The following is a 21,374-nucleotide window of genomic DNA, read 5'->3' as shown; positions in this document are numbered from 1 at the left end:
AAGCTAACAATCCAAAACCTGCGTAGGTTGGGTTGAGGCACGAAACCCAACACCAATAACTTATGTTGGGTTTCACTATCGTTCAACCCAACCTACAACTATTCTTAGTGAACCATATTGGGCTGATTACGACCCACATTTGGTGAAATTTAGAGTTTTAGCTTCAGGCGGACTGAGCCAACAACTGAGCCAACAACTGAGCCAAAGAGTGAGCCGAATCGCCGAGACCGCTCTGAGACGATCGAAGTGCAGTCAGCTTAATTAATCGATGAAGCTCAAAGACAAACTTCTCCATTAAGCACCTTCCTCCGTAAGTCTTGAAACGCTAAAATTTTCAACTCAACTCAATTAAGGACACTAGGCATTCATGCTGTTTAATTCAGCCAACCTACCCTACTGGATGTTTCTAGGGATGGGAGTCCTATTATTCCTATTGGTGATTGTTTCCGGTGGGGGAGACTCCGACATAGATGCTGACATAGATGCTGACATAGATACCGACATAGATGTTATAGACGTAGACACCGATGCAGATGGTGACTTCGACTCCTTGGAAATCCTGGGATGGCTAGGCATTGGCAAAGCGCCGCTAATCCTATTATTAGGAACTGACTTTAGCCTCTGGGGTGTCATCGGCTGGATGCTCAATGTCTGGGTTGGCAGCCTCACAGGTGGCATCCCCTACCGTTTTTTTGGATTAGGGGGAGTGGTGTTATTAGGTTCAATGGCTATCAGCCTGTTTCTGGGGGGGTTGATTGCTCGACCACTGGGAAAAATCTTTGCCGCCTTTGGGGAAGATGCCAGTAGCGATCGCTTAATTGGTTGCTTCGGCACCGTAAGTTCTGCCTTTATTCCCCATAAACACAGAGGCAAAATTGGTCAGGTAGATGTCATCGATTCAGCGCGAAATCTTGTCACCATCAGCGCCACTTTACCTGATTGGGCAACTGTTCTCCCGCGTCGCAATGAAAAAGTCTTAGTCATTGAACGTTTGGAACACCACTATTTAGTCGTCGCCAAAGATAGTCTCGATCAAGAACATTGGCTAGAAAATGCACACAAAATCAAGTAAGAAATCCCAGAAGAACAGGACTTACGCAAAGCTTATACATATAGCGTTTTGTCGGGGCAATCCCTTGTGGTTGCCCTCAGATGTGGTGCTATTTGCGTAATTCCTGAAGAATAAAATACACCGCTATCCAAACAAAGTCCACCTGTGCGTTTACGCGCACGCTACGCTAACGCCGACTTTAGAAGTTCAAGTTGCCTAGGTAGATTTCATCTGTATATCCGCAACTTCCAATCGCTAGAGAAACTAACAACTAACAACCAACTTCTTCAAAATTATGCTATTTTGGCTTACCTTCATCCAATCATTACCGATTGCCACCACATCTGAATCGCAGAAACAATGGCAAACCGAGACAAATTTACCCAAAAATGAGTCTACTTTAATCGCTCAAACACTGCCAGCCCCAATACAACCAGCGATTGCCCAACTGGGAAGTGGGATTGTCTTCCCAGGAATTATTGGTGCTTTAGTTGTATTACTGCTATTAAGCATTTGGGCGTATACGCGAGTTTATGTTGTTACACCCAACAACGAAGCTTTTGTGAGAACGGGCGGCGTTTTCATTAAAAGTAAATCTGTCATTCTCTATGGCGGTTGCGTTGTTTTACCTGGATTCCATCAGCTTACCCGCGTACCTTTGCGGGAAATTTCTATTGATGTTGAGCGCACCGGGAAGTTGGCAGTTCGTACCCAAGATTACCTCCGAGCAAATATGCGGGTGACATTCTATGTCTGCATCAATGCCGACGAACAAGATGTTTTAACGGCGGCGGCTAGACTGTCCAGGGCCGGGAAAATTACGCCGGAAGATATTAAAGATGCTCTGGAAAAACGCGCAGATGATGCGATTCGGGCAGCGGCGAAAAATAAGAGTTTAGCCGAGATTGATTCGGATAAGATTGGGTTTGCTGATGCTGTTTTAAATTTAGTTCAGCAAGATTTGAAGAAAGTAGGTTTGACGCTGAACAATATTGCCATTTCGGAAATAGAAGAAAGCGATACCTACGACACGAATAACTTCTTCGATGCTCAAGGCGTGCGACTGCGGACTGAAACGATTCAACGCTCGATTCAGCAAAAACGAGAAGTTGAATTAACCACTCAAGTTACCATTGAACAGAAAGAACTGGATGCCCAAAAGCGATCGCTCCAAATTGAGCAAGAGAAACAAACCGCTAAACTAGAGCAACAACTGCAAGTAGAAGCACTGAAAGCTCAAAAAGAGCGGGAGATTCAAGAATCGAAAGACACAGAAGCAGCCACGGTACAGCGTACCAAGATTTTACAGCTTAAATCCGTTGAAGAAGAAGAAATTCGCAAGAAATTGGGAGTGCAACAAAGCCAAATTGAGGCAGATATTTCCCTAGAGGAACGCAATAAACAACTCAAGGTGGCGCAAGCACTGCAAAAACAAGAAGCAGAAATGGCGGAAATTACCCGTCAGCGCATCATCCAAGAGGGAGAGATAAAGAAAAAACTGGCGGTGGAACAAGGTCAAATTGAGGCAAATATTTCCCTAGAAGAACGCAATAAACAATTCAAGGTGGCGCAAACACTGCAAAAACAAGAAGCAGAAATGGCGGAAATTATCCGTCAGCAGACAGTAGAATCTTCTCGCCTACAAGCGCAAGTGCAGGTAGCGGAGTCAGAAAAACTGTCAAGAATTGCCCAAGAAGAGGTAGCGATCGCAGTTGCTAACAAAAAACGCGAAAGCTTTGTCGCCGAGGCACAACAAGCGAAGGCAGAATCATCTGTGACAACCGCCAGTTCAGTTGAAAAAGCCGAACGGGACAAACAGCTTTCAATTATTGCCGCCGAACGAGAAGCCCAAGAGAAGAGTATTAGCGATCGCAACGTCGTAGAAATTGACGCTTTCCGGCGCAGAAGGCAAGCAGAAATTGCCCAACAAGCAGCGGAACTTGAAGCCGAAGCAATTCGCACTCTAGCAGATGCCAACCGCGACAAAGCTTTAGCCGAAGCTGAAGGTATTCAAGCCCAAATTGCCGCCCAAAATACTATCAGCGACGCTAACCTCACTGCCAAGATTATCACCACAATTTGGCCCGATCTCGCAGATAAACTACCAGAAATTGTCAAGGCACTGGCACCTCAACCAGGAGTGATCGGCGATGCCCGAATTTACTCCTTCCCCGGTGCAAATGGCAGCAACGGCAACGGTGCCGGTGACATCAACAAAATGTTACTTTCTACCAGCGGCTTAGCTTTAATTAACACCTTGCTAGAAGATGGCAAATTAGGCTCATTAATTGGTCAAGTTAGTAATCTGGTTCGTAGCAACAACGGCAGTATTCCCACCGAGGTGATAACAGGCGATTCCTCCCAAAAACCAACGCCTAGCATTCCCCAGACACCTCCTAAAAAAGAGCCATCAGTCCAAACGCTGGTAACAATGCCAACGCCTCCCCCACCGCCATCCAAGCCGCTAGGGAGTTTAGAAACTGGAAAAGACGATCGCAAAAACAGCGGAAATTAGATTGTCGGTTGAGTAGAGCCGGAACCCCACCCCGTCCTCGCCTGCGGCTCCGGCTCCCCTCCCCGCAAGCGGGGAGGGGTTGGGGGTGGGGTTCTATAGCGCCATCTGCGCCGCAGATATTGGGTCACAGTGTCCTTGTACGTAAAGGAAGTGGCTGGGAACAGATTGGGAATGGCAGCGCTGAATTCTTTCTGGATCGCCCACCGTTACCGCCAGAGGAGCTGGTGTGGTATGGAGGTAGCAACTACTCGAACGATAAAGGTGAGACTTACGCCCTCACTTACGGTAAGGTACTCTCACCAGAAGTCGCTGCTGTCGAAATAACCTTTGATAACGGGAAGATTCTGCGCGACGAAGCCACTAACGGTGTTTTTGTCCTAATATCACCAGGCGCTAATCATTCTTGCCAAATGCGGGTACTCGGCAAAAATGACAAAATACTGCGGCGCATTAATGATGTGAACTTTGTGCAAAATAATCGGTGTTGAGCGCATTTTTGAGAATGCGATAGCGAAGGGCTGACTTGTCAGTTCGCGCTGTTGATGAGAGGAATGCGATCGCGCTATGTCAACTCAATGTAAAATCGATTCAACCAGTTTATTGTTCATCTATTTTTCTCCTATTGCACGTCGCACTTTCTCAACTTGCCTTGGTGCTTCCATTTCCTCAAAAAGTCGAATTGCTTCTTTAAAGTTTGTCTGACCCTTCTCGTTTTCACCCATCTTTTGATAAGTCAAGGCAAGTTGATAATAAGCTTCAGCAAGATCGCATTTAGCGCCTATTTTATCCAGCAATTCTATTGATTTTGAATGGTTTGAAAGTGCTGTATCAAAATTTTCCTGTTCTCGATAAAGCTCTGCTAGACCAGTTAAAGCTTTAGCCTTAACCTGCGTGTAGTGGCTTTCTTCAGCATACGCGATCGCTTTGCGGTACATATCAAAAGACTTTTCATGATCTTCTAAATTGTTGTATGTTTGACCTAAAAACAAGAATCTATATCCTACGGCCCATGTAGTCGACCTCCCAGGTGAGCTTTCATGTTGACTCTTCTCGACTAAGTAAAATGCTTCCTGCCCAAGACCTAAAAATGACTTTAAAAACGCTAGGCAATACCAAGATTGTACTGCGTATCTATGGCATTCTGTATTTTCTGAGAGTGATATAACTTTTTCAAATAATTCTACTGCTTCTTGAATTTCTAATAAATCTATGTGACAAAGACCTCTATTAAAATAAGCAACTATTTCAAGACCTTTATTTTGAATAAAAATTGCAATCTCTTCAGACTTTTTATGAGATTCAATACTAGATTGAGTATGTCCTGTTAACCAATAAAGATCGCCCAATATATTATAAATCCTACTTGCAGTATAACTAGGATTAAGATTATTTATTATTTGATTAATCGCAGTTGTCATTTGTTGTAATAGACCTAATCTGCTGAATGACATACCTAAATCTTCATCTTTTTGCCATTTATTACTTCTCTCTTTAGTAATGACATTACCAGCCCAATTAAAATCTTTAATTTCCACATAGTGATAATAAGCTTCTAACGCTCTCAGTGCTTCTTCTACAGTTTCAACTGTCTTAACATTCTCTGTCCAAAATGCTGCTGCTTTCCGGTTGGCTTCTTCCCAATCTTCACTTGGTCTCAAACGTGCGATCGCCTCTGCCCGAATTACTGGATGCAGCAAGTATTCTCCCTTTTTGTACTCTACTAAACACCGATTTCGCAACGATTCAATGATGCGTCTACGCTGTGCTTCTGGGACATCCCAAAGTAAACAAAACAGCCCCTCAAGGGGGACAGTCGGCACATCCTGATAGCGAAAGCATCCCAAACGGCAGAGGAGTCGATAGGCTTCCGGGTAAATTTCTTGGAGACGGTTGAACTGATCTTTAATGAGGTTTTCTACAGCTAATTCCACTAATAAGTCAGCTTCGACTTGATGTTCTCGCCAATAGGCTGTCATACCCCTATCTCTTACAATTGGATCGCAGAGGACTGTCATCGCTAAGGCATTGCCACCATAAGCTTTGTGCATTTCCCGCAGAGCCGTATCATCTATATCAATGTTGCGGCTGCAAAAAAACTCTTGCCATGCCTGCTGATTCAATCTAGGCAAGGAATAGTTTGCCACATTTACGCATTCAGCCAGCGGTTCGCGGCTGGTAATCAGCGTCACAGATTGCACGGTTGGATCAGCCAAAACTCGCAACAGTTCCACATAGCGGCGATGCGGTTCAATAAACCTGCCTTGTTTATCGAGTGCAGGTTCCAAGTTATCAATCAACACCCCAACTCGGCGCGTCTGAAGTTGCCGTTTTAGCCGCCCTAGCGTTATCCCAAACTCCCGCCCAGGTTCCTCCTGAAAATCCTGTTTGAGCCATTCTTCAATCACACTCTCGACGGCGGTGATGTTCTCTTTCTCCTTTGCCATCAGGAGTTCCAGCACCAAATCAAACCCTTGAGTTTTGAGATATTGCCCTGCCAAAGTTGTCTTACCCACGCCGCCAGGTGCCTGTATGACGATGACTTTCGCCCCTTGGCTGACACGGGTGTTGAGGTGGGCGATATCGCTTTCCCTCCCCACAAAATTAGAATTTTTGGATGTTGTACTCTCTGCGGTTGGTTCTAGCTGAGGAGTTTTAAGAGCAGAGATATGGTCATCCTTATCCAGTGTTAGCCCAAAGGCTTTGAAAAGATGTTCGATTTTTGGTTTGTCAGCCGCTTCCCGTCGATTCACAATATTAGATACTGTATCACACGATACAAAAGCTACTGCTTCTGGATTAACATTAGGGTCAGTTTGTTCTGATATGGCTTGGATGGTTTGCCTGTCAGGAAACGATAAAGCGATCGCATCCCAGATTCTTTTCCATCCTTTGTCAGTTAGTATCCGACCGCGATCGCGTCTTGCCTTTAGTAGAGTCATGATGCTTGGCTTAACTCCGGTTTGTCGGGACTTTAGCTGCGTGCAGGGCAGATAACAACTTTTTCAGGAGGTTAAGGGATTTAAGAGATTTTAGTTCCTAAAATTTATCTTAATTAAAACCCTTGTTATGTCTGGCTTTACAAGATATTAAACTATAAATTTTAACTTTGTTCTTAACACCCTTTTCTCCTCTAGAAAAAACATTGCACTTTGATGAGAATACCAACAGAAACAGCCAAAACAACAAGAAAGGAGACTTACATCAGTTAGTGAAACTGTTTCTCTGGAAAACTTTATCTTTATCAAAGGAATCGCAACTATGAAACGCTCAAAAACCGCTTTGCTTGCTTCATTTTTTCTAGTTCTTTCAGGTTCAATTGCTTTAGGTAGTGCTATGGCAATTGCTCCCCTGGGAATTCAACCAGCTATTGCCGGAGGAATTGGAGATTGGCTTCCTGTTCCTACAGGAATTTACTTTGAAATCAACGGCAAGCAGTTTTTCCTTGGCGACTACAGTGCAGATCCGACATTGACCTATCCTGGTAGCAAGTGGGAAGTGAAGGTTAATGGTCGGATTTGGGCGCATGGATACGGGCAAACTCCAGGTTGGGTTGTAGAGACTGCTAAGAAAGTCTTTGGCTTCTAAACTCTTTTCTAATCTAGGCGATCGCACCTAATACTAAAAGTGCGATCGCCCCTACTTCTGTCAAACCTTGCTCAAAAACGCGATCGCCCCCACAGTCCGATCTCGCCGGACTTCGTTTGTGTAGCCGCGATTTCAATCGCCCAAGCTAACTTGACCCCCAGCCCAGAACAAATTCCCCATTGAATTTGATACTCTAACTTAAATAGTCTTGGGAACGGGAAGTTAAGAGTGGATATTCAAATTGGGCGGGGCAAGACAGCTCGCCGAGCTTATGGCATCGATGAAATAGCGCTAGTGCCTGGAAATCGGACGCTAGACCCCAGTTTGGCAGATACCCGCTGGCGCATCGGCGGCATTGAGCGAGAAATCCCCATTATTGCCAGTGCAATGGATGGGGTAGTCGATGTCCGCATGGCAGTTCTACTATCTCAACTGGGGGCATTAGGCGTCCTCAATTTAGAAGGAATTCAAACTCGCTATGAAAACCCAGAGCCGATTTTAGATCGCATCGCCTCCGTGGGGAAAGAAGAGTTTGTCGCGCTGATGCAAGAACTCTATGCAGAACCCGTTAAGGAAGAATTAATCGAACGACGGATTCAAGAAATTAAACAACAAGGCGGCATTGCAGCAGTCAGCGCCACACCAGCGGGAGCGACAAAGTACGGCGCGGCTGTGGCAAAAGCGGGTGCTGACTTGTTCTTTGTGCAAGCGACAGTGGTTTCTACCGCTCACCTCTCGCCGGAGTCAGTAACACCCCTAGATTTGGCTCAATTCTGTCAAGAAATGCCAATCCCGGTCATTTTAGGGAACTGCGTCACCTACGACGTGACGCTGAACTTAATGAAGGCGGGTGCGGCTGGCGTGTTGGTGGGGATTGGCCCCGGTGCCGCTTGTACCTCTCGTGGCGTTTTGGGCGTAGGGATTCCCCAAGCCACCGCTGTTGCCGACTGTGCAGCCGCCCGCGATGACTATTTCGACGAAACCGGCAACTATGTCCCCGTGATTGCCGATGGCGGTTTAATTACTGGCGGCGATATCTGCAAGTCGCTCGCCTGCGGTGCTGACGGCGTGATGATTGGTTCTCCGTTTGCCAGAGCCAAAGAAGCACCCGGACGGGGGTATCATTGGGGGATGGCAACACCTAGCCCCGTTCTCCCTCGTGGTACTCGCATTCGAGTCGGCACAACAGGGACGTGCGAACAAATCCTGCGCGGTCCCGCCGGTCTGGATGATGGCACCCATAACCTGCTGGGAGCCTTGAAAACCAGTATGGGCACGCTGGGAGCCAAAGATATCAAGCAGATGCAGCAAGTTGAAGTTATAATTGCACCCTCTTTGCTGACAGAAGGGAAGGTCTACCAGAAAGCACAGCAGTTGGGAATGGGTAAATAGACCCACTGCCTTATTTGCGTTCCTTAAAAAATTCCGGACTCCTGCTCGGAGGACTGGAAAATCTAAAGCTGTCGCTTAGAATAGAGAAAGCGGAGACGCAAGTTTCCGTTCACTCCTCACACCACACTCCGCCCGGACTACTGTTCGGGCGGTTCCTTATTTAGGGTTAAAATAATCGCCTGCCTGCCTGCAGTCAAACCCACTGATTCGTCAATTATGTCTAAATGTATACCTTTTGAGTCAGAAGATGTCTGTTTTGCCTATGGTAGAATTTGCTAAAAATTAGAAACAGTTACGCTAAGGATTTCTAGGCATGTCAGCAGCCGCACAAGTTACAGACGCTTCGTTTAAACAAGAAGTACTTGAGAGTGAAGTTCCCGTTCTAGTAGATTTTTGGGCACCCTGGTGCGGACCTTGCCGGATGGTTGCGCCTGTGGTGGAGGAAATTGCCCAGCAGTACGACGGTCAAGTAAAAGTAGTCAAACTTAATACCGATGAAAACCCTAACGTTGCCAGCCAGTATGGGATTCGCAGCATTCCCACGCTCATGATTTTCAAAGGCGGTCAACGGGTGGATATGGTGGTGGGTGCGGTTCCCAAAACCACTTTGGCAAATACTTTGGAAAAGTATCTCTAACCACTTTTTCCAAGTAACAATGGCTAAACCGTCAGTATAGTTACCTATTTTTTCGGGAACTAGACGCTTATCAACCCAGACGCTCTGTGCTGGCTGGGGAGTTCTGCTTGTCATTTGTCTTTTTTGCTCGCCTTCTTGAGCCATTCAGTAGGTGGTTCCAAATCACGAACGATATGCACGACCTGCAAAAACCCGTTTTCTACAAGAAAACGGGTTTTTTTGAGGAGTTCGGCACCATTAATGGCAGCTTCAACCTTTCCGATAGACAGGCGCTGAGAGCCGGTTGGGGAGAAAAATCGTATAGAATGATACCAGTGGCGGCGATGCTGGGGCGAATCTCGTTAGAATAAAGTGCCGCTGGTGCTTGCATAAATTATGACCATTACTCCTCCTTCTAATGCCCTTGAGTCGCTGGAATCAGACGTAGCCGATCTAATTCACCAGCTGCCGAAGCTGAAACATGGGAAATGGATACAACGGGCGCTGTCAGTGCTGGTGCGACTGGCTGGGGAGGAAATCGACCGGCTGGACTGGAAAATCTTGAGCGCTTCTTTGCAAGATATGGAGCGGGCATTTCAAGTTTTTTATCCTTATCGGCACGTCCGCAAAGTAACGATTTTTGGTTCGGCTCGCGTTGCGCCCGATAGTCCCGAATACCTCATGGCGGTTGAGTTTGCTCGGCGTGTCACCCAGCTGGGTTATATGGTGATGACGGGTGCCGGTGGAGGGATTATGCAGGCGGGAAACGAAGGCGCTGGAGCTGAAAAATCGTTTGGTTTGAATATTCAGCTACCTTTTGAACAGGGAGCAAACCCGTTTATTGAAGGCGATCGCAAGCTGATTCCTTTTAAGTATTTTTTCACGCGGAAGCTGTTTTTCCTGCGAGAAAGCGATGCGATCGCTCTGTTTCCAGGTGGGTTTGGCACCCAGGATGAAGCTTTGGAATGTTTGACGCTTTGCCAAACGGGCAGATATGGCCCCGTACCGATGGTATTAATTGACCGTCCTGGCGGCGATTATTGGCAAGCATGGGATGCTTATATTCGCAAGCATTTAGTCGAACCCGGTTTAGTTAGTCATGACGATCCGAGTTTATACACAATTACAGATAACTTAGAGGTCGCTTGTGAAGCGATCAATCGCTTTTACCGGGTTTATCATTCCAGCCGCTATGTTGAGGATAAATTTGTCCTCCGTCTTAAGTCTGAAGTATCGGATGCAGAGGTTGAACAGCTGAATGCTGACTTCAGCGACATCTTGGTGAAGGGACGAATTGAAAAAACTCAGGCATTACCCGAAGAGGCAGTGGATGAAACATTAGATTTGCCTCGTCTAGTTTTGTACTTCAACCAACGGGATTTGGGGCGCTTGTACCAGATGATTTCTACAATTAACCGCATGGGAACTCCCCCACCCTATGTGGCAGCGCATCCAGAGCGCAAGTAACCAGTTCAGTCAACCTAAGCCGTGTACGTTGAGTAACGTTGCCTGATTCGTGAACCGTATTGCATTAGCCATTAGCTATCCGGTAACTGACTACTGACACCGATATAGCTGATAAGGAACCCCGATTCGGTAGTGCTGAGTGGAGTCAATCGTACAACTCGTTGGCTCGGCAAGTGCCAAATACTGGGGATAATCCACCAGCTTGAGTCCAGGGGCAACCACCCACAAGTTCAGCGGCGATTTTAAAGGAGTTGGGATGCCAGACAGATGTTGCCAAAGGGCATCATAACTAGGTTTCGCGTTTAAGAAAGCAAAGTAGGCTTTCTCTCCCTCCGGCTCAAAACTACCGACGCCAGGTGCCCGGATTTTATCGACTGCCAGGGCAAAGCTTAACCCTAAAGCGACATCCTGGGAATCGTTGTATCCCACCACAACCATCAGGGGAACGGTCGGTTCTAAGTTCATGTGCTGGGCGACTCGCAGGGGGTTAAAGGGCTTTAAGAATGCCAGGTTAGAAACGACAAAGATGCTGCTGAGAAGGCAAACTAGCAGTAGAAATGAGGACTCAGGACTCAGGAGTAAGTATGGAGTGTTGCTTTGCTGCTGAGTCCGGGCATTTCCATCAGAATTTTCTTGTGCATCCTCACTCCGCAATTCTTTTACCGCAGTCCCGATTGTGAGGATAGCTCCCAAAAGGGCGCACAAAGCTGGGTAATAGACAAAGTGATAGCGAGGGGCAATGGTGATGTCTTTGTCCAGCAGGTAGATAATGGCAAAGAATTGCAGCAGCACGCAAAGGGTGAAACTACCCAAGGTGAAAATTGCTGGGTAGGAGAGGGTGGAGAGGGTTTTAAAGCGACTTGGATTTGCTTGCGTGCGCCCTCCAGAGGTGGTTAATTGCCTCTTTACCTTAAAAGCATCAAAAATTTGCCATCCCAGCCAAAAGCCAAACAGAAGCATCAGCAGCCCCGATGGAATCGCCATCCATAGAGGCTGATCTTCTACGGGTAGCGCGATCGCCATCAGCAGCCAACCGATCAAAGTTTGATATAAAGGAGCAACATTATGGGGAGACGGAAGCCAACTGGTTTCCGAACGTCCAGAATGTCCCAGCAGTACCGGCAACCAAGGCATAAAGCTGAGTAAAATCCCCAAGATTGTCAGACCCAGCGCCACCCAAGTGTGAATTTTAAGCGATCGCCGCCGCTGGTAAAATATCGCTAGGAGCGTCACCAACTGCGCCACAAAAGCCAAGACAAAAAAGTAGTGGACGTAGAAGGCAATACTGTTGACAACGCCCCAGCCAAGCCAAACGCGCCATCTCGTTTGCCGATTCTTTTCCAGGTCTTGCTGAATTTGAATTAATCCCAGCAGTGCCAAGGTAATCAGCAGTATCGGTAGGGTATAGTGCCGTGCTTCTTGGGAAAGATAGACGCCAAAGGGGGAAACCGCCATAATTGCGGCGGTCATCAAACCGGCGGCGGGAAAGAAGGCGATGCGACCCAGCCAGTATATTGCCGCGATCGCTCCTACTCCGAAAATCGCAGGTAGCGATCGCAAGTCAGTGCTGAGGGAAGAGTGCTGATGGCTGAGTATTTTTAGCCAGCCGTGCATCAGGCAAAAAAATAGGGGAGGATGGGTAGACTGAGTCGCAAGTGTATGAGCAATTTCAGCACAGCTAACGTCTGGCTTCAGGGTAAAAATTTGCTTTAAGGTTGATAGGGGAAAAACTACGTTGAGCGGGACATCATCGTAAGTACGTCCCAAACTAAATAACGCTGTAATCACCTCATCTAGCCACAACGGTTTCAGGTCAAGATGCCAAAACCGCAAAGCAGCGCCCAAGACAATTACCCCAGCTAGCGCTAAATAATGTAAAAAGAACTTTAGGCGATTCATGTTTTTCCGTTGTCAGTTGCTAATTGGTAAAAAGTTTTAAGTGTTAAATTTTGAGTTTGGAATTAAAGAATTCTCTTGTAACTCAAAACTCAGACGCGATCGATCGCGTCTCTACTCAAAACTCAGACGCGATAAATCGCGTCTCTACAAGCCATTAGCTGTTTAGCCAGTCTTCCATTAGCCATGAATGACGATAATCTAATTCACCCAGATGGTACAGCAGCCCAAATGGTGCCGGATTTGGCTCAGCCGTCGCTGGCAGCAGTGCGCGAACAGGCAATGCAGCGACTCCGCAATGGGTTGCGAGCGGGGCAGCAAAGCATGGCTGACTGGCGAGGCGGCCCTTTAGCGGTTTCTGCCGTACCCGGTGCAGGTAAATCTACCGGGATGGCAGTAGCGGCGGCGTTAGCGATCGCTCGTTACCAATTGCATACTCGACGCTATTTAGTCGTTGTCACCTTTACTCGCTCGGCGGCGGCAAATATTAAAGCCAAGATTCGCCAGTGCCTGCGGGAGGATTTGCGACTACCGCAAACTGGCTTTGTTGTCCATACGTTGCACGGTTTGGCACTGAATATTGCCACCCGTCATCCAGAGCTATCGGGTTTGAATTTGGAAACTGTAACTTTGGTTTCTCCGAACCAAAGTCACCGCTTGATTCGGGACTGCGTAGAGCGATGGATGTCCCACAATCCTGGGCGCTATTCCACGCTGTTAGAGGGATGGCAATTTGATGGGGAAGAAACCGAGCGGTTGCGCCGTCAGGCAGTTTTACGCACCGAAGTCTTGCCAAGTCTTGCCAACACAGTAATTCACGAAGCAAAAAGCTCTGGATTGTTACCGGAGAATTTGTGGGAACTCGCAAGACAGACGCCGGATGATTATGGAATTTTGAGCGTAGCTGCCGGGTTGTACGAGCAATATCAAGCTTTATTGCGATCGCGCGACTTGATCGACTACGACGAAATGATTCTCGGTGCCCTGCGGGTGCTGCAAAACGAAAGCGCCCGCCAACTTTGGCAAAACCAAGTCTTTGCCGTCTTTGAAGATGAAGCCCAAGACTCTAGCCCCCTCCAAAGCCGACTGTTAGAAATTCTCGCCGCTCAACCCGCGAACAATTCCCCAGTCCTCAACTTGGTGCGCGTGGGAGATCCCAACCAGGCGATTAACTCCACCTTCACCCCCGCCGATCCGATTTACTTTCGTCGCTTCTGCGAAGCCTGCCAAGCCCAGGAACGCTTGGCAACGATGGATCGCGCGGGTCGGAGCAGCCAGACAATTGTTGACGCCGCGAACTTCGTCCTGGAGTGGGTGAATCGCACCTATGGGAGGAGCCGAGAGTCAGTGGTAGGGGCAAAGCATTCGGCGGATCGATCTGGGCAACAGGCGACCCATTCAGATGCGAATGCTTCGCCCATCCAGCAGTCAAAATCCCCCCAAAACCCAACCGAACTTCCCTTTCGTCCCCAAACAATTCTTCCCGTTGACGCTGGCGATCCCCAATCTGACGCCAACCCCGAACCAACGGGTCGAGGATTGGAAATCTACACCCCCCGCGACATTTACCACACCGTCCAGTTGATCGGAGAACGGACGATCGAATTATTTGAGAAAAATCCCCAAGGTCGGGCGGCGGTTTTGGTGCGGGAAAATCGGCAAGCCCGATTTGTGGCTGAAAGGCTGAGTTATCTGCATCAGCACCAGATTGAGGTGTACGATGTTTCCCAGAGCGATCGCCACTCTAACGTCCCCACCGAAATCCTCGCCCTCCTGCAATTTCTCGATCGCCCCCACTCCCCCGACTACATAAAAGCCGCACTAGAAGTACTCGTACAGCGCCAGCTGATTCCCACCCAAGACCTCAACGCCCTCGCCACCTTTCCAGAGCAATTTCTCTATCCCGGCCCTCTCGACCCTCCCCAAACGCCACCCGTGCATCAGGCGGGGCGGTACTGTCGCAGTTTGCTTCGCGCCCGCTTGGAACTGCCACACTACCAATTGCCAACCTTTCTAGCTCTCACCTTAAAATACGACCCGTCCGAATTGGCCACAGCGGATAAATTAGCCGAACGTATCGCCCAGCAAACCTACGGCAACAGTTCCATGAGTTCCACCCTGGAAGTCTTAAGCGAAATTGTGAATTCCGAACGCTTTGAACCCGTAGAAACTGAGGACACAGACGCCCGCTATATCCGCGCCGGTCAACTCACCATCATCACCATGCACAAAGCCAAGGGACTGGACTGGGATTATGTCTTTATGCCGTTTTTGCACGAAGATAGCATTCCCGGCAGTCCTTGGGTGCCCACAGCCGCCCAATTCCTGGGCGATTTTACCCTAGCAGAGGTCGCTAGGGCACAGATTCGCGCCAGTCTCCACGGTCAATATCCCTTACCCCCAGCACCCGCAGCCTGGGAACAAGCGGGACAGCTCAAAAACGCAGAGGAATTCCGCCTCCTCTACGTGGCGATGACACGGGCGAAGCGCTTACTCTGGATGGCAGCTGCTCAAAAAGGACCTTTCCGCTGGAACACTTTCAACTGGAATAATCAAGACAATTTACAGGAGAAAAAACCGTGTCCGGTGATACCAGCGTTGAAGAGTCGCTTTCCTAAAGCGGTGGTTGCTTTGTCTAGGATGCCGAGTTAATCTGCTTTTTTTGTTGGCGCTTGAGTCTTGAAGTTGCACCGAAAGCACCAAATGCCAGTAAACCCAATACAGAACCTGGTTCGGGAACCGAAGCGGTTTGAGTGGCGGTTAGATAACTAAGGTTGTCAAATCCCCATGAACCTGAATCGTTAGTGAAATCTACAACTGCCCGTTTTACAGGGGTTCCGCTGTAGGTAAAAGTAGTGCCTAAAACACTATCTCTAATCGGGGAGGGAAACTCATCGATGAGTTCTTCATCCAGAGTCAACTCGCTAATACCAACAGAAGTGAAGTCTTCGTCAAAGAGTTGGACGGTTAATTTGGGTATAGGCTGAAATTGAAAATCCCCTAGCTTCGCCACGTCGAACATAATATTAGAGGTAGACATGGCGAAGTCAAGTGTTAACATTCCCAGCGCACCGATTTCTAAGACGGGGGGTGATAAATCAAGTCGAGCAAATGCTCCAGGAATGCCTGTTAAACCTCCGAGATTCAATTTTCTGACAACATTGTAGGTGGCAGCAGTTGAGTCTTCTCCATTTACTTTAAAGTCGAATGTAACGCCCTTAACACTTAAATCATCTACTGGTTGAGTCGGCAACTCATCAAAAGTTAATGTGGTTAATGTAGCAGCTTGCACGCTTTTAGGTGCCATCAGTGCAGATAAGGAAAAGCAGACTGTGCTGAAGACTAAGGCTGAAAGTGTTTTTCTGAAGGTAGCCATACAAGCCATTTCTCAAAAATTGTAGAAGTTGCGAGTGGGGATGGGTAAAAGTGGAAGGCGATGTGGAATGCGATCGCTATCTATCTATAAACAGTCAAAATTGCATACACTCTCACCCCAAAGACTGATTAAAGTCATTCTTTAAATTGACACGATCGAGTTGTACGGGTTGCTTCAGATCGATCGGGAGCGCAAGTATAGCAATAGACCATTGGGCACGCGGTAGCGATCGCATAGGGTAAAAAAATGATCAAATCAATGATGATTATTGGGGGCGTGACCTTATTAGTCGCGCTAGGAAGTCTCTTGTTTAGACCGCGCGATACTCAATGGGTCAAAAACTTGAACCGACCTAGTTGGCTTGTCTTTGAGCCTCTGATTCCGTTTATCTGGACGATTGTTTTTGCAGGCGGAGCTTTATCAGCAACCATAATTTGGGAACAAGATCCAGGTAGCCTGAAAACTTCGTTATTAATGGCACTTTATCTACTATTGGAAATTGTCACAGTCGCTTACATTCCTACCACGCTCAGACTCCGTAGTCTCACAGTCGGTACGATATTAGGGGGATCTGGCGCAATTTTAGGAATTCTTTTGGCATTGGTTGTATTACCTATTTCTGGATTAGCTGCTCTTTTATTACTCCCCTATGTGCTTTGGAGTCCGGTTGGAACTTATACGACTTGGGAGATGATTCAACTGAATCCTGAGTCTATATAGTTGGGAGTTTCTAAGCTGGTTTCAAATCTATTTGTAAAAACGCGAATTTTGCGTCTCGACAGTCGGCGAAGGCAGACTTCGTTTGATAAAAGCTCTCGCAACTTCTGCCCCCCTTCAAAAAAAGGGGGGCAGAAGTTGCGATTACGAACATCGCCAGGTACTTTCTCTCAACAAACCATGATGAATTTCCAACAAATATTCGGTACAGAACCAGAAATCGAAGCCAGCGCACCAGGACGAGTAAACCTACTAGGCGAACACACTGACTATAACGATGGATTTGTCCTCCCGACAGCTATCCCCCAAAAAACGACGGTACAATTGGGTTTTAGCAAAGATGAACAGCACCACTTTTACTCTGCGGAACTTGATGAAAAAGTAGACGTTTTAGAAAGCAGTCATACGCCGTCTAGTTTCGCAAGTTATATATTTGGGTGTATCCGACTTTTAGAACAGGAAGGTAATACCATCGCGCCGATTAATGTGTACGTTACATCCTCCGTTCCTATCGGTTCAGGTTTGTCTAGTAGTGCGGCGCTGGAAGTGGCGACTCTCAGAGGATTGCGATCGCTTCTTTCACTGACTCTTGATGATGTGCAAATCGCCCAACTCGCACAGCAGGCGGAAATTCACTATGCTGGCGTGCAATGCGGGATTATGGATCAGATGGCGTCGAGCCTTGCTGACACCGATTCGATGCTGTTTCTGGACACGCGATCGCTGGAACGTCGAGTTCTTCCTTTCCCAAAGGGAGCAGAAGTTGTGGTAATCGATAGCGGCGTACCTCGTACCCTGGCGGCAAGTGGCTACAACCAGCGACGTGCTGATTGCGAGGAAGCAGCGCGGTTGTTGGGAGTGAAGGCGCTCAGAGATATTACCGATCCGCAAGCTGTAGAGTCTTTACCCGAACCGCTGCGGCGTCGCGCTCTTCATGTGGTTACAGAGGATAATCGGGTGCTGGAGGCGATACAGGGAGTCTCTGCGGAGCGCTTTGGCGAGTTGATGAATGCTTCTCATGCCAGTTTGCGAGACGATTACGAAGTTTCTGTGCCAGCGCTGGATACGCTGGTGAGGATGTTGCAAGAAACCCGTGGTGTATTTGGCGCACGCTTGACGGGTGCTGGGTTTGGGGGCGCTTGCGTTGCTTTGGTGGAGGTGGGGAAGGCGGAAGCGATCGCCCAAAACGTACTTCAACGCTACAACGGATCGGGCTACACCGGGCGGATTCTGGTTCAGTAAGGGTTAAGAGCGTTCTACACTTTATACACTAAGGGTAAGGGCGAGCCGCCATCATCGCCATCACATTGATGAACTGTTTTCCGGGGATGGCGATCGCTTCATCGGTTAAAAGTTGCCCGAATAAGCGATGTGAATTTCTCCCTAGCGATCGCATTTCAAAAGGGCAAACCTGCTATGATTCTGCCTGAGATTTGAAATTTATAACTTGTCTAATCAGCCTAAATAGTGCTAACTTTATAGATTGTGTCGAATTAAAGACCATCCATGCCTAAACTGAAAACCCGTAAAGCAGCGGCAAAGCGTTTTAGAGCCACCGGCAGCGGCAAAATCGTCCACCGCAAAGCCTTCAAAAGTCACCTGCTACAGCACAAGAGTTCTGACCGAAAACGGCGGATATCTAAAATGGCTCTGGTGCATGAACGCGATGAAGAAAATGTGCGCTTGATGCTGCCCTATTTGTAAGGAAGCAATTTGCTTTCTGTGACGAGTCTCTAGTCAATTGCTAATGACTAATGACTAATGACTAATGACCACCGATCAATAACAACTAATAATTAGCCATGACACGGGTAAAACGCGGTAACGTTGCTCGCAAACGCCGCAAAAAAATTCTCAAACTAGCCAAAGGCTTCCGAGGTTCCCACTCAACTTTGTTCCGGACAGCCAATCAACAGGTAATGAAGGCGCTGCGTAACGCCTACCGCGATCGCAAGAAGCGCAAGCGCGATTTCCGCAGCCTCTGGATCGTCCGCATCAACGCCGCAGCACGTCAGCACGGCATTAGCTATAGCCAGCTGATAGGCAAATTGAAAAAGGCGAATGTCCAGATTAATCGCAAGATGCTAGCGCAGATGGCTGTTCTCGATCCAGCTGGCTTTGACAAAGTGCTGCAACTAGCTACACAGGCTCAAGGGTAAAGGATGAAGGATGTAGGGCTTTGCCCTTCCCGAAGGGTGGGATGAAAGATGAAGCTCGCCACTCGTCTGTTGCCGCTCTCTCTCGTTCCCAGGCACCGCCTGGGAATGTTTTTTCTTTTGCTCTTTGCCAGTATAAAAACGCCAAATTTAGCGGTTGCCGCCGAGCTAAAAGAGATTGTGGAGCGCGGCTACCTAATTGTTGCAGTTAAAGACAATGTCCGTCCCCTGGCTTTTCGGGATGGGGAAGGCAAACTGCAAGGGCTGGAAATTGACATTGCCCAGCGTTTGGCAGTAGAACTTCTGGATAAACCCGATGCTGTAAAGTTGCAGCCGGTGGCGAATCGAGATCGGCTCTCGGTAGTGCTGGATGGAACGGTCGATCTGACGATCGCTAGGGTGACAGAAAATTCTTCGCGCGATCGCTTGGTCAACTTCAGCATTCCCTACTACCTAGACGGCACCGCTTTAGTCACCCAGGACGCATCCTTACAAAGGCTTAACGATCTGCAACAGAGAAAAGTCGCCGTTCTGAAAGGATCGGATACGATTTCTACGGTGCGCTATCTTATCCCCCAAGTTCAGCTAATTGGCGTCGATTCCTACGAACAGGCGCTCATGCTCCTAGAATCAGGTGACGCCGATGCCTTTGCCGCCGATGCCAGCATTCTGTGCGGCTGGGTGCAGGAATATCCCCAGTACCGACTGCTGCCAGTACGCTTGTCAGGAGAGCCGCTAGCGGTGGTGATGCCCAAAGGGTTACAGTACACTCAGTTGCGGCAACGGGTGAATGATGCGATCGCGCGTTGGAAGAGAGAAGGCTGGCTACAGGAACGGGTTAAGTATTGGGGACTACCCCAGAGCGATACCAACCGATTGTAGAAAACTTCCGCTAGGGCAGCTGTGGCGATCCTCCTCTGCCGCAACCAAGTCCCATAATGAATAGAGAAGGCAAATTAATCTCTGTATTTGAAGGGCAATGGATAACTCTCTGGCAATTTTTTATCTTTCCTTGTTGCTGGCACTGCTTGCCGTTGCCGGTTGGGCAGTTGTGCGCCAGGTTTTCAAAACCCGCAAAGTTGAAAGTGTCCTCTCCCGGCTGCAAAATAAGCTGCAAAACGACAAATGCACAACCCAAGAGTATTACGAACTGGGCAGCATCTATTTAGATAAAAAACTTTACACGCAGGCGATCTCGCTGCTTCAAAAAGCTCTCAAAGCTGAGGATGCTGGCGAAGAAACTCTCGCGCCTATCTACAATGCCTTGGGCTTTGCTTACTTCTCGCAAGAGCAGTACGACGTAGCGATTCGCAACTACAAAGAAGCCTTGAAGATAGTTCCAGATTATGTCACGGCGCTCAATAATCTGGGTCATGTTTACGAGAAGAAGAAGTTAACCGCTCAAGCGTTGGAAAGCTATGAGGAAGCGCTGAAGCGCGAGCCTGACAATGCCACCGCCAAGCGCCGCGCCGAATCCTTGCGGAAACGGTTGGTTCCCTCTACTTAAGACGCTTTTTCATCAATGAGGCTCTGCCTCCCGTGAAACTTTGTAGGGGCGGAAAGCTTTGCGCCCCTAGAGTTTTATCGGTAGCAATTTATCAGTAATATTCAGTCTGGACGGAGTATTGATTAACTTACCTAAAATTTAGTATTCTTCAGGTAATTGTAAAGCGCTCTCAGATAAATTTCAATTTTCTCTCGTAGCGTCACCGAAGATAAATAACTTTTGACAAATTCTTGACATTCCTCCTCAATTCCTCCAGAACGGCTATACATACCCAAACCTGTTGCCAACAAGTTATTGGTAAACTTAGAAAGCGATGGAAATTTCTTCTTTATCCAATAAGCTGTAAGGACAATTATTCTGGCTTGCACCTTTTGTTTATCCTTCCTCATGGAATAGGCGTTAGAGCCATGTACTCTATAAAGAGCTAATTCTTTATCAAAAATTAGCCCTTTACTCAGTCCTATTGCAGTAAATTCCAAATAACCATCATTAAGACCAATTCTCTTGGCTTCAGGCATTGGTAAAATCTGCTGTAGAAGCGATCGCCTAAAGCAAAGAGCTGTGGTAGAAGGAAGATCGTCTAATTTATCCTTCAGTTTGCCCTTTTTTATGTGTTCTCGCAGATCGTATTCGCGTTTGGGATTTTCATCACCTTTTTTACTAATAGATGCAGCTTCATTGCCATTTTTAGTAAGAGAAGGTTTACCCTCAGCATCCACCCACTTAAGCGAGTGGAAACACCATCCTAAATCTGCGCGATCGCTAAACGCATCTACAACTTCTGCCACTTTTTCTGACACATAGATATCGTCAGCATCTAAAAAGCAAATAATATCTCCAGTACTCGCGGCAAAACCAGCATTAAAAGCCGAAGCTTGTCCCCCATTTTCCTTTAGCACTGGGGTAATTTTATCTTTATAACTGGCAATAATTTCCCGTGAATTATCAGTAGAACCGTCATCTACTACAATTACCTCAGTGTGAGAATAACTTTGGTTGAGAGCGCTGTCAATCGCTTCCGCCAAGAAACGAGCATAGTTGTAGTTGTTGATGAGAATGCTAACTTTAGGATTATTGTTCATGCTTTAGCCTCTTC

The 21,374-nt window shown here is 47.6% G+C and carries 23 protein-coding genes; 15 read left to right on the top strand and 8 right to left on the bottom strand.

The features are described 5' to 3' along the window. Positions 1-163 precede the first annotated feature (163 nt). On the bottom strand, positions 164-295 hold the full coding sequence (locus tag AC2VDX_RS16570) for a hypothetical protein (protein ID WP_378184088.1): 132 nt from the start codon (positions 293-295) through the stop codon (positions 164-166). 72 nt (positions 296-367) lie between these two features. On the opposite strand from AC2VDX_RS16570, the gene AC2VDX_RS16565 reads away from it, so the two are divergent. The 3 genes from AC2VDX_RS16565 (at position 368) to AC2VDX_RS16555 (ending at position 4,054) form a co-directional block, all read left to right on the top strand. Continuing rightward, on the top strand, positions 368-1,072 hold the full coding sequence (locus AC2VDX_RS16565) for a DUF1449 domain-containing protein (protein WP_378184090.1): 705 nt from the start codon (positions 368-370) through the stop codon (positions 1,070-1,072). Positions 1,073-1,346: 274 nt separating this feature from the next. After that, complete coding sequence (locus tag AC2VDX_RS16560) at positions 1,347-3,566, top strand: SPFH domain-containing protein (protein ID WP_378184092.1); 2,220 nt, start codon at positions 1,347-1,349, stop codon at positions 3,564-3,566. Positions 3,567-3,574: 8 nt separating this feature from the next. After that, positions 3,575-4,054: a hypothetical protein gene (locus AC2VDX_RS16555; RefSeq protein ID WP_378184094.1), complete on the top strand. Its 480-nt coding sequence runs from the start codon at positions 3,575-3,577 to the stop codon at positions 4,052-4,054. Between the two features lie 120 nt (positions 4,055-4,174). Here the strand turns inward: AC2VDX_RS16555 and AC2VDX_RS16550 are convergent, their stop codons facing one another. Continuing rightward, positions 4,175-6,505, bottom strand: a complete 2,331-nt coding sequence (locus AC2VDX_RS16550; RefSeq protein ID WP_378184096.1) for a tetratricopeptide repeat protein — start codon at positions 6,503-6,505, stop codon at positions 4,175-4,177. Between the two features lie 319 nt (positions 6,506-6,824). On the opposite strand from AC2VDX_RS16550, the gene AC2VDX_RS16545 reads away from it, so the two are divergent. Next, positions 6,825-7,151, top strand: coding sequence for a hypothetical protein (locus AC2VDX_RS16545; protein ID WP_486928205.1), 327 nt, complete (start codon positions 6,825-6,827; stop codon positions 7,149-7,151). A gap of 13 nt (positions 7,152-7,164) precedes the next feature. Here AC2VDX_RS16545 and AC2VDX_RS16540 read toward each other — a convergent pair whose 3' ends face one another. Next, positions 7,165-7,287 carry a hypothetical protein gene (locus AC2VDX_RS16540; RefSeq protein WP_378184100.1) on the bottom strand — a complete coding sequence of 41 codons (123 nt, stop codon included), beginning with the start codon at positions 7,285-7,287 and terminating at the stop codon, positions 7,165-7,167. Between the two features lie 92 nt (positions 7,288-7,379). Between AC2VDX_RS16540 and AC2VDX_RS16535 the strand changes: the two genes are divergently transcribed. The 4 genes from AC2VDX_RS16535 to AC2VDX_RS16520 all read left to right on the top strand — a co-directional run bounded on the left by AC2VDX_RS16535 (position 7,380) and on the right by AC2VDX_RS16520 (position 10,626). Next, positions 7,380-8,543 (top strand): GuaB3 family IMP dehydrogenase-related protein, encoded by a 1,164-nt coding sequence (locus AC2VDX_RS16535; RefSeq protein ID WP_378184102.1) that lies wholly within the window; start codon positions 7,380-7,382, stop codon positions 8,541-8,543. Between the two features lie 313 nt (positions 8,544-8,856). After that, positions 8,857-9,180 (top strand): thioredoxin, encoded by a 324-nt coding sequence (gene trxA, locus AC2VDX_RS16530; RefSeq protein WP_378184104.1) that lies wholly within the window; start codon positions 8,857-8,859, stop codon positions 9,178-9,180. A gap of 173 nt (positions 9,181-9,353) precedes the next feature. Next, entirely contained in the window at positions 9,354-9,530 is a 177-nt protein-coding gene (locus AC2VDX_RS16525) for a hypothetical protein (RefSeq protein ID WP_378184106.1), read from the top strand. Positions 9,531-9,555: 25 nt separating this feature from the next. Then, positions 9,556-10,626, top strand: coding sequence for an LOG family protein (locus tag AC2VDX_RS16520; RefSeq protein ID WP_378184108.1), 1,071 nt, complete (start codon positions 9,556-9,558; stop codon positions 10,624-10,626). 90 nt (positions 10,627-10,716) lie between these two features. On the opposite strand, the gene AC2VDX_RS16515 is transcribed toward AC2VDX_RS16520, so the two are convergent. Beyond that, entirely contained in the window at positions 10,717-12,525 is a 1,809-nt protein-coding gene (locus AC2VDX_RS16515) for a glycosyltransferase family 39 protein (RefSeq protein WP_378184110.1), read from the bottom strand. 183 nt (positions 12,526-12,708) lie between these two features. Here AC2VDX_RS16515 and AC2VDX_RS16510 point away from each other — a divergent pair, with 183 nt between their 5' ends. After that, complete coding sequence (locus AC2VDX_RS16510) at positions 12,709-15,174, top strand: ATP-dependent helicase (protein WP_378184112.1); 2,466 nt, start codon at positions 12,709-12,711, stop codon at positions 15,172-15,174. Here the strand turns inward: AC2VDX_RS16510 and AC2VDX_RS16505 are convergent. Further along, positions 15,158-15,898, bottom strand: a complete 741-nt coding sequence (locus AC2VDX_RS16505; protein WP_378184114.1) for a PEP-CTERM sorting domain-containing protein — start codon at positions 15,896-15,898, stop codon at positions 15,158-15,160. The genes AC2VDX_RS16510 and AC2VDX_RS16505 overlap by 17 nt on opposite strands. A 112-nt stretch (positions 15,899-16,010) precedes the next feature. Next, positions 16,011-16,133, bottom strand: coding sequence for a hypothetical protein (locus tag AC2VDX_RS16500; RefSeq protein WP_378184116.1), 123 nt, complete (start codon positions 16,131-16,133; stop codon positions 16,011-16,013). A gap of 11 nt (positions 16,134-16,144) precedes the next feature. Between AC2VDX_RS16500 and AC2VDX_RS16495 the strand changes: the two genes are divergently transcribed. After that, the gene (locus tag AC2VDX_RS16495; RefSeq protein ID WP_378184118.1) at positions 16,145-16,618 is read left to right on the top strand and encodes a TspO/MBR family protein; all 474 of its coding nucleotides are present in this window, start codon (positions 16,145-16,147) and stop codon (positions 16,616-16,618) included. Between the two features lie 180 nt (positions 16,619-16,798). Beyond that, positions 16,799-17,857, top strand: coding sequence for a galactokinase (gene galK, locus AC2VDX_RS16490; RefSeq protein ID WP_378184236.1), 1,059 nt, complete (start codon positions 16,799-16,801; stop codon positions 17,855-17,857). 28 nt (positions 17,858-17,885) lie between these two features. Here the strand turns inward: galK and AC2VDX_RS16485 are convergent, their stop codons facing one another. Further along, positions 17,886-18,011 (bottom strand): hypothetical protein, encoded by a 126-nt coding sequence (locus tag AC2VDX_RS16485; RefSeq protein ID WP_378184120.1) that lies wholly within the window; start codon positions 18,009-18,011, stop codon positions 17,886-17,888. A 110-nt stretch (positions 18,012-18,121) separates the two neighbouring features. Here AC2VDX_RS16485 and rpmI point away from each other — a divergent pair, with 110 nt between their 5' ends. From rpmI to AC2VDX_RS16465, 4 genes are all read left to right on the top strand, one after another. Beyond that, positions 18,122-18,319 (top strand): 50S ribosomal protein L35, encoded by a 198-nt coding sequence (gene rpmI / locus AC2VDX_RS16480; RefSeq protein WP_190413800.1) that lies wholly within the window; start codon positions 18,122-18,124, stop codon positions 18,317-18,319. A 98-nt stretch (positions 18,320-18,417) separates the two neighbouring features. Continuing rightward, positions 18,418-18,774: a 50S ribosomal protein L20 gene (rplT, locus tag AC2VDX_RS16475; protein ID WP_378184123.1), complete on the top strand. Its 357-nt coding sequence runs from the start codon at positions 18,418-18,420 to the stop codon at positions 18,772-18,774. Between the two features lie 48 nt (positions 18,775-18,822). Then, positions 18,823-19,653, top strand: coding sequence for a transporter substrate-binding domain-containing protein (locus AC2VDX_RS16470; protein ID WP_378184125.1), 831 nt, complete (start codon positions 18,823-18,825; stop codon positions 19,651-19,653). Positions 19,654-19,750: 97 nt separating this feature from the next. After that, positions 19,751-20,278, top strand: coding sequence for a tetratricopeptide repeat protein (locus AC2VDX_RS16465; protein ID WP_378184127.1), 528 nt, complete (start codon positions 19,751-19,753; stop codon positions 20,276-20,278). Positions 20,279-20,409: 131 nt separating this feature from the next. On the opposite strand, the gene AC2VDX_RS16460 is transcribed toward AC2VDX_RS16465, so the two are convergent. Continuing rightward, on the bottom strand, positions 20,410-21,360 hold the full coding sequence (locus AC2VDX_RS16460; RefSeq protein WP_378184129.1) for a glycosyltransferase family 2 protein: 951 nt from the start codon (positions 21,358-21,360) through the stop codon (positions 20,410-20,412). Between the last annotated feature and the right edge of the window lie 14 nt (positions 21,361-21,374).

Source organism: Coleofasciculus sp. H7-1 (assembly GCF_057473865.1).
This window is presented reverse-complemented; position numbering and strand designations above follow the sequence as displayed.

Coding starts and splice junctions, on each gene's coding strand:
- AC2VDX_RS16570 (WP_378184088.1), bottom strand. CDS start 295: ATGGAGAAGTTTGTCTTTGAGCTTCATCGATTAATTAAGCTGACTGCA.
- AC2VDX_RS16565 (WP_378184090.1), top strand. CDS start 368: ATGCTGTTTAATTCAGCCAACCTACCCTACTGGATGTTTCTAGGGATG.
- AC2VDX_RS16560 (WP_378184092.1), top strand. CDS start 1,347: ATGCTATTTTGGCTTACCTTCATCCAATCATTACCGATTGCCACCACA.
- AC2VDX_RS16550 (WP_378184096.1), bottom strand. CDS start 6,505: ATGACTCTACTAAAGGCAAGACGCGATCGCGGTCGGATACTAACTGAC.
- AC2VDX_RS16545 (WP_486928205.1), top strand. CDS start 6,825: ATGAAACGCTCAAAAACCGCTTTGCTTGCTTCATTTTTTCTAGTTCTT.
- trxA (WP_378184104.1), top strand. CDS start 8,857: ATGTCAGCAGCCGCACAAGTTACAGACGCTTCGTTTAAACAAGAAGTA.
- AC2VDX_RS16525 (WP_378184106.1), top strand. CDS start 9,354: ATGCACGACCTGCAAAAACCCGTTTTCTACAAGAAAACGGGTTTTTTT.
- AC2VDX_RS16520 (WP_378184108.1), top strand. CDS start 9,556: ATGACCATTACTCCTCCTTCTAATGCCCTTGAGTCGCTGGAATCAGAC.
- AC2VDX_RS16515 (WP_378184110.1), bottom strand. CDS start 12,525: ATGAATCGCCTAAAGTTCTTTTTACATTATTTAGCGCTAGCTGGGGTA.
- AC2VDX_RS16510 (WP_378184112.1), top strand. CDS start 12,709: ATGAATGACGATAATCTAATTCACCCAGATGGTACAGCAGCCCAAATG.
- AC2VDX_RS16505 (WP_378184114.1), bottom strand. CDS start 15,898: ATGGCTACCTTCAGAAAAACACTTTCAGCCTTAGTCTTCAGCACAGTC.
- AC2VDX_RS16500 (WP_378184116.1), bottom strand. CDS start 16,133: ATGCGATCGCTACCGCGTGCCCAATGGTCTATTGCTATACTTGCGCTC.
- AC2VDX_RS16495 (WP_378184118.1), top strand. CDS start 16,145: ATGATCAAATCAATGATGATTATTGGGGGCGTGACCTTATTAGTCGCG.
- galK (WP_378184236.1), top strand. CDS start 16,799: ATGAATTTCCAACAAATATTCGGTACAGAACCAGAAATCGAAGCCAGC.
- AC2VDX_RS16485 (WP_378184120.1), bottom strand. CDS start 18,011: ATGCGATCGCTAGGGAGAAATTCACATCGCTTATTCGGGCAACTTTTA.
- rpmI (WP_190413800.1), top strand. CDS start 18,122: ATGCCTAAACTGAAAACCCGTAAAGCAGCGGCAAAGCGTTTTAGAGCC.
- rplT (WP_378184123.1), top strand. CDS start 18,418: ATGACACGGGTAAAACGCGGTAACGTTGCTCGCAAACGCCGCAAAAAA.
- AC2VDX_RS16470 (WP_378184125.1), top strand. CDS start 18,823: ATGAAGCTCGCCACTCGTCTGTTGCCGCTCTCTCTCGTTCCCAGGCAC.
- AC2VDX_RS16465 (WP_378184127.1), top strand. CDS start 19,751: ATGGATAACTCTCTGGCAATTTTTTATCTTTCCTTGTTGCTGGCACTG.
- AC2VDX_RS16460 (WP_378184129.1), bottom strand. CDS start 21,360: ATGAACAATAATCCTAAAGTTAGCATTCTCATCAACAACTACAACTAT.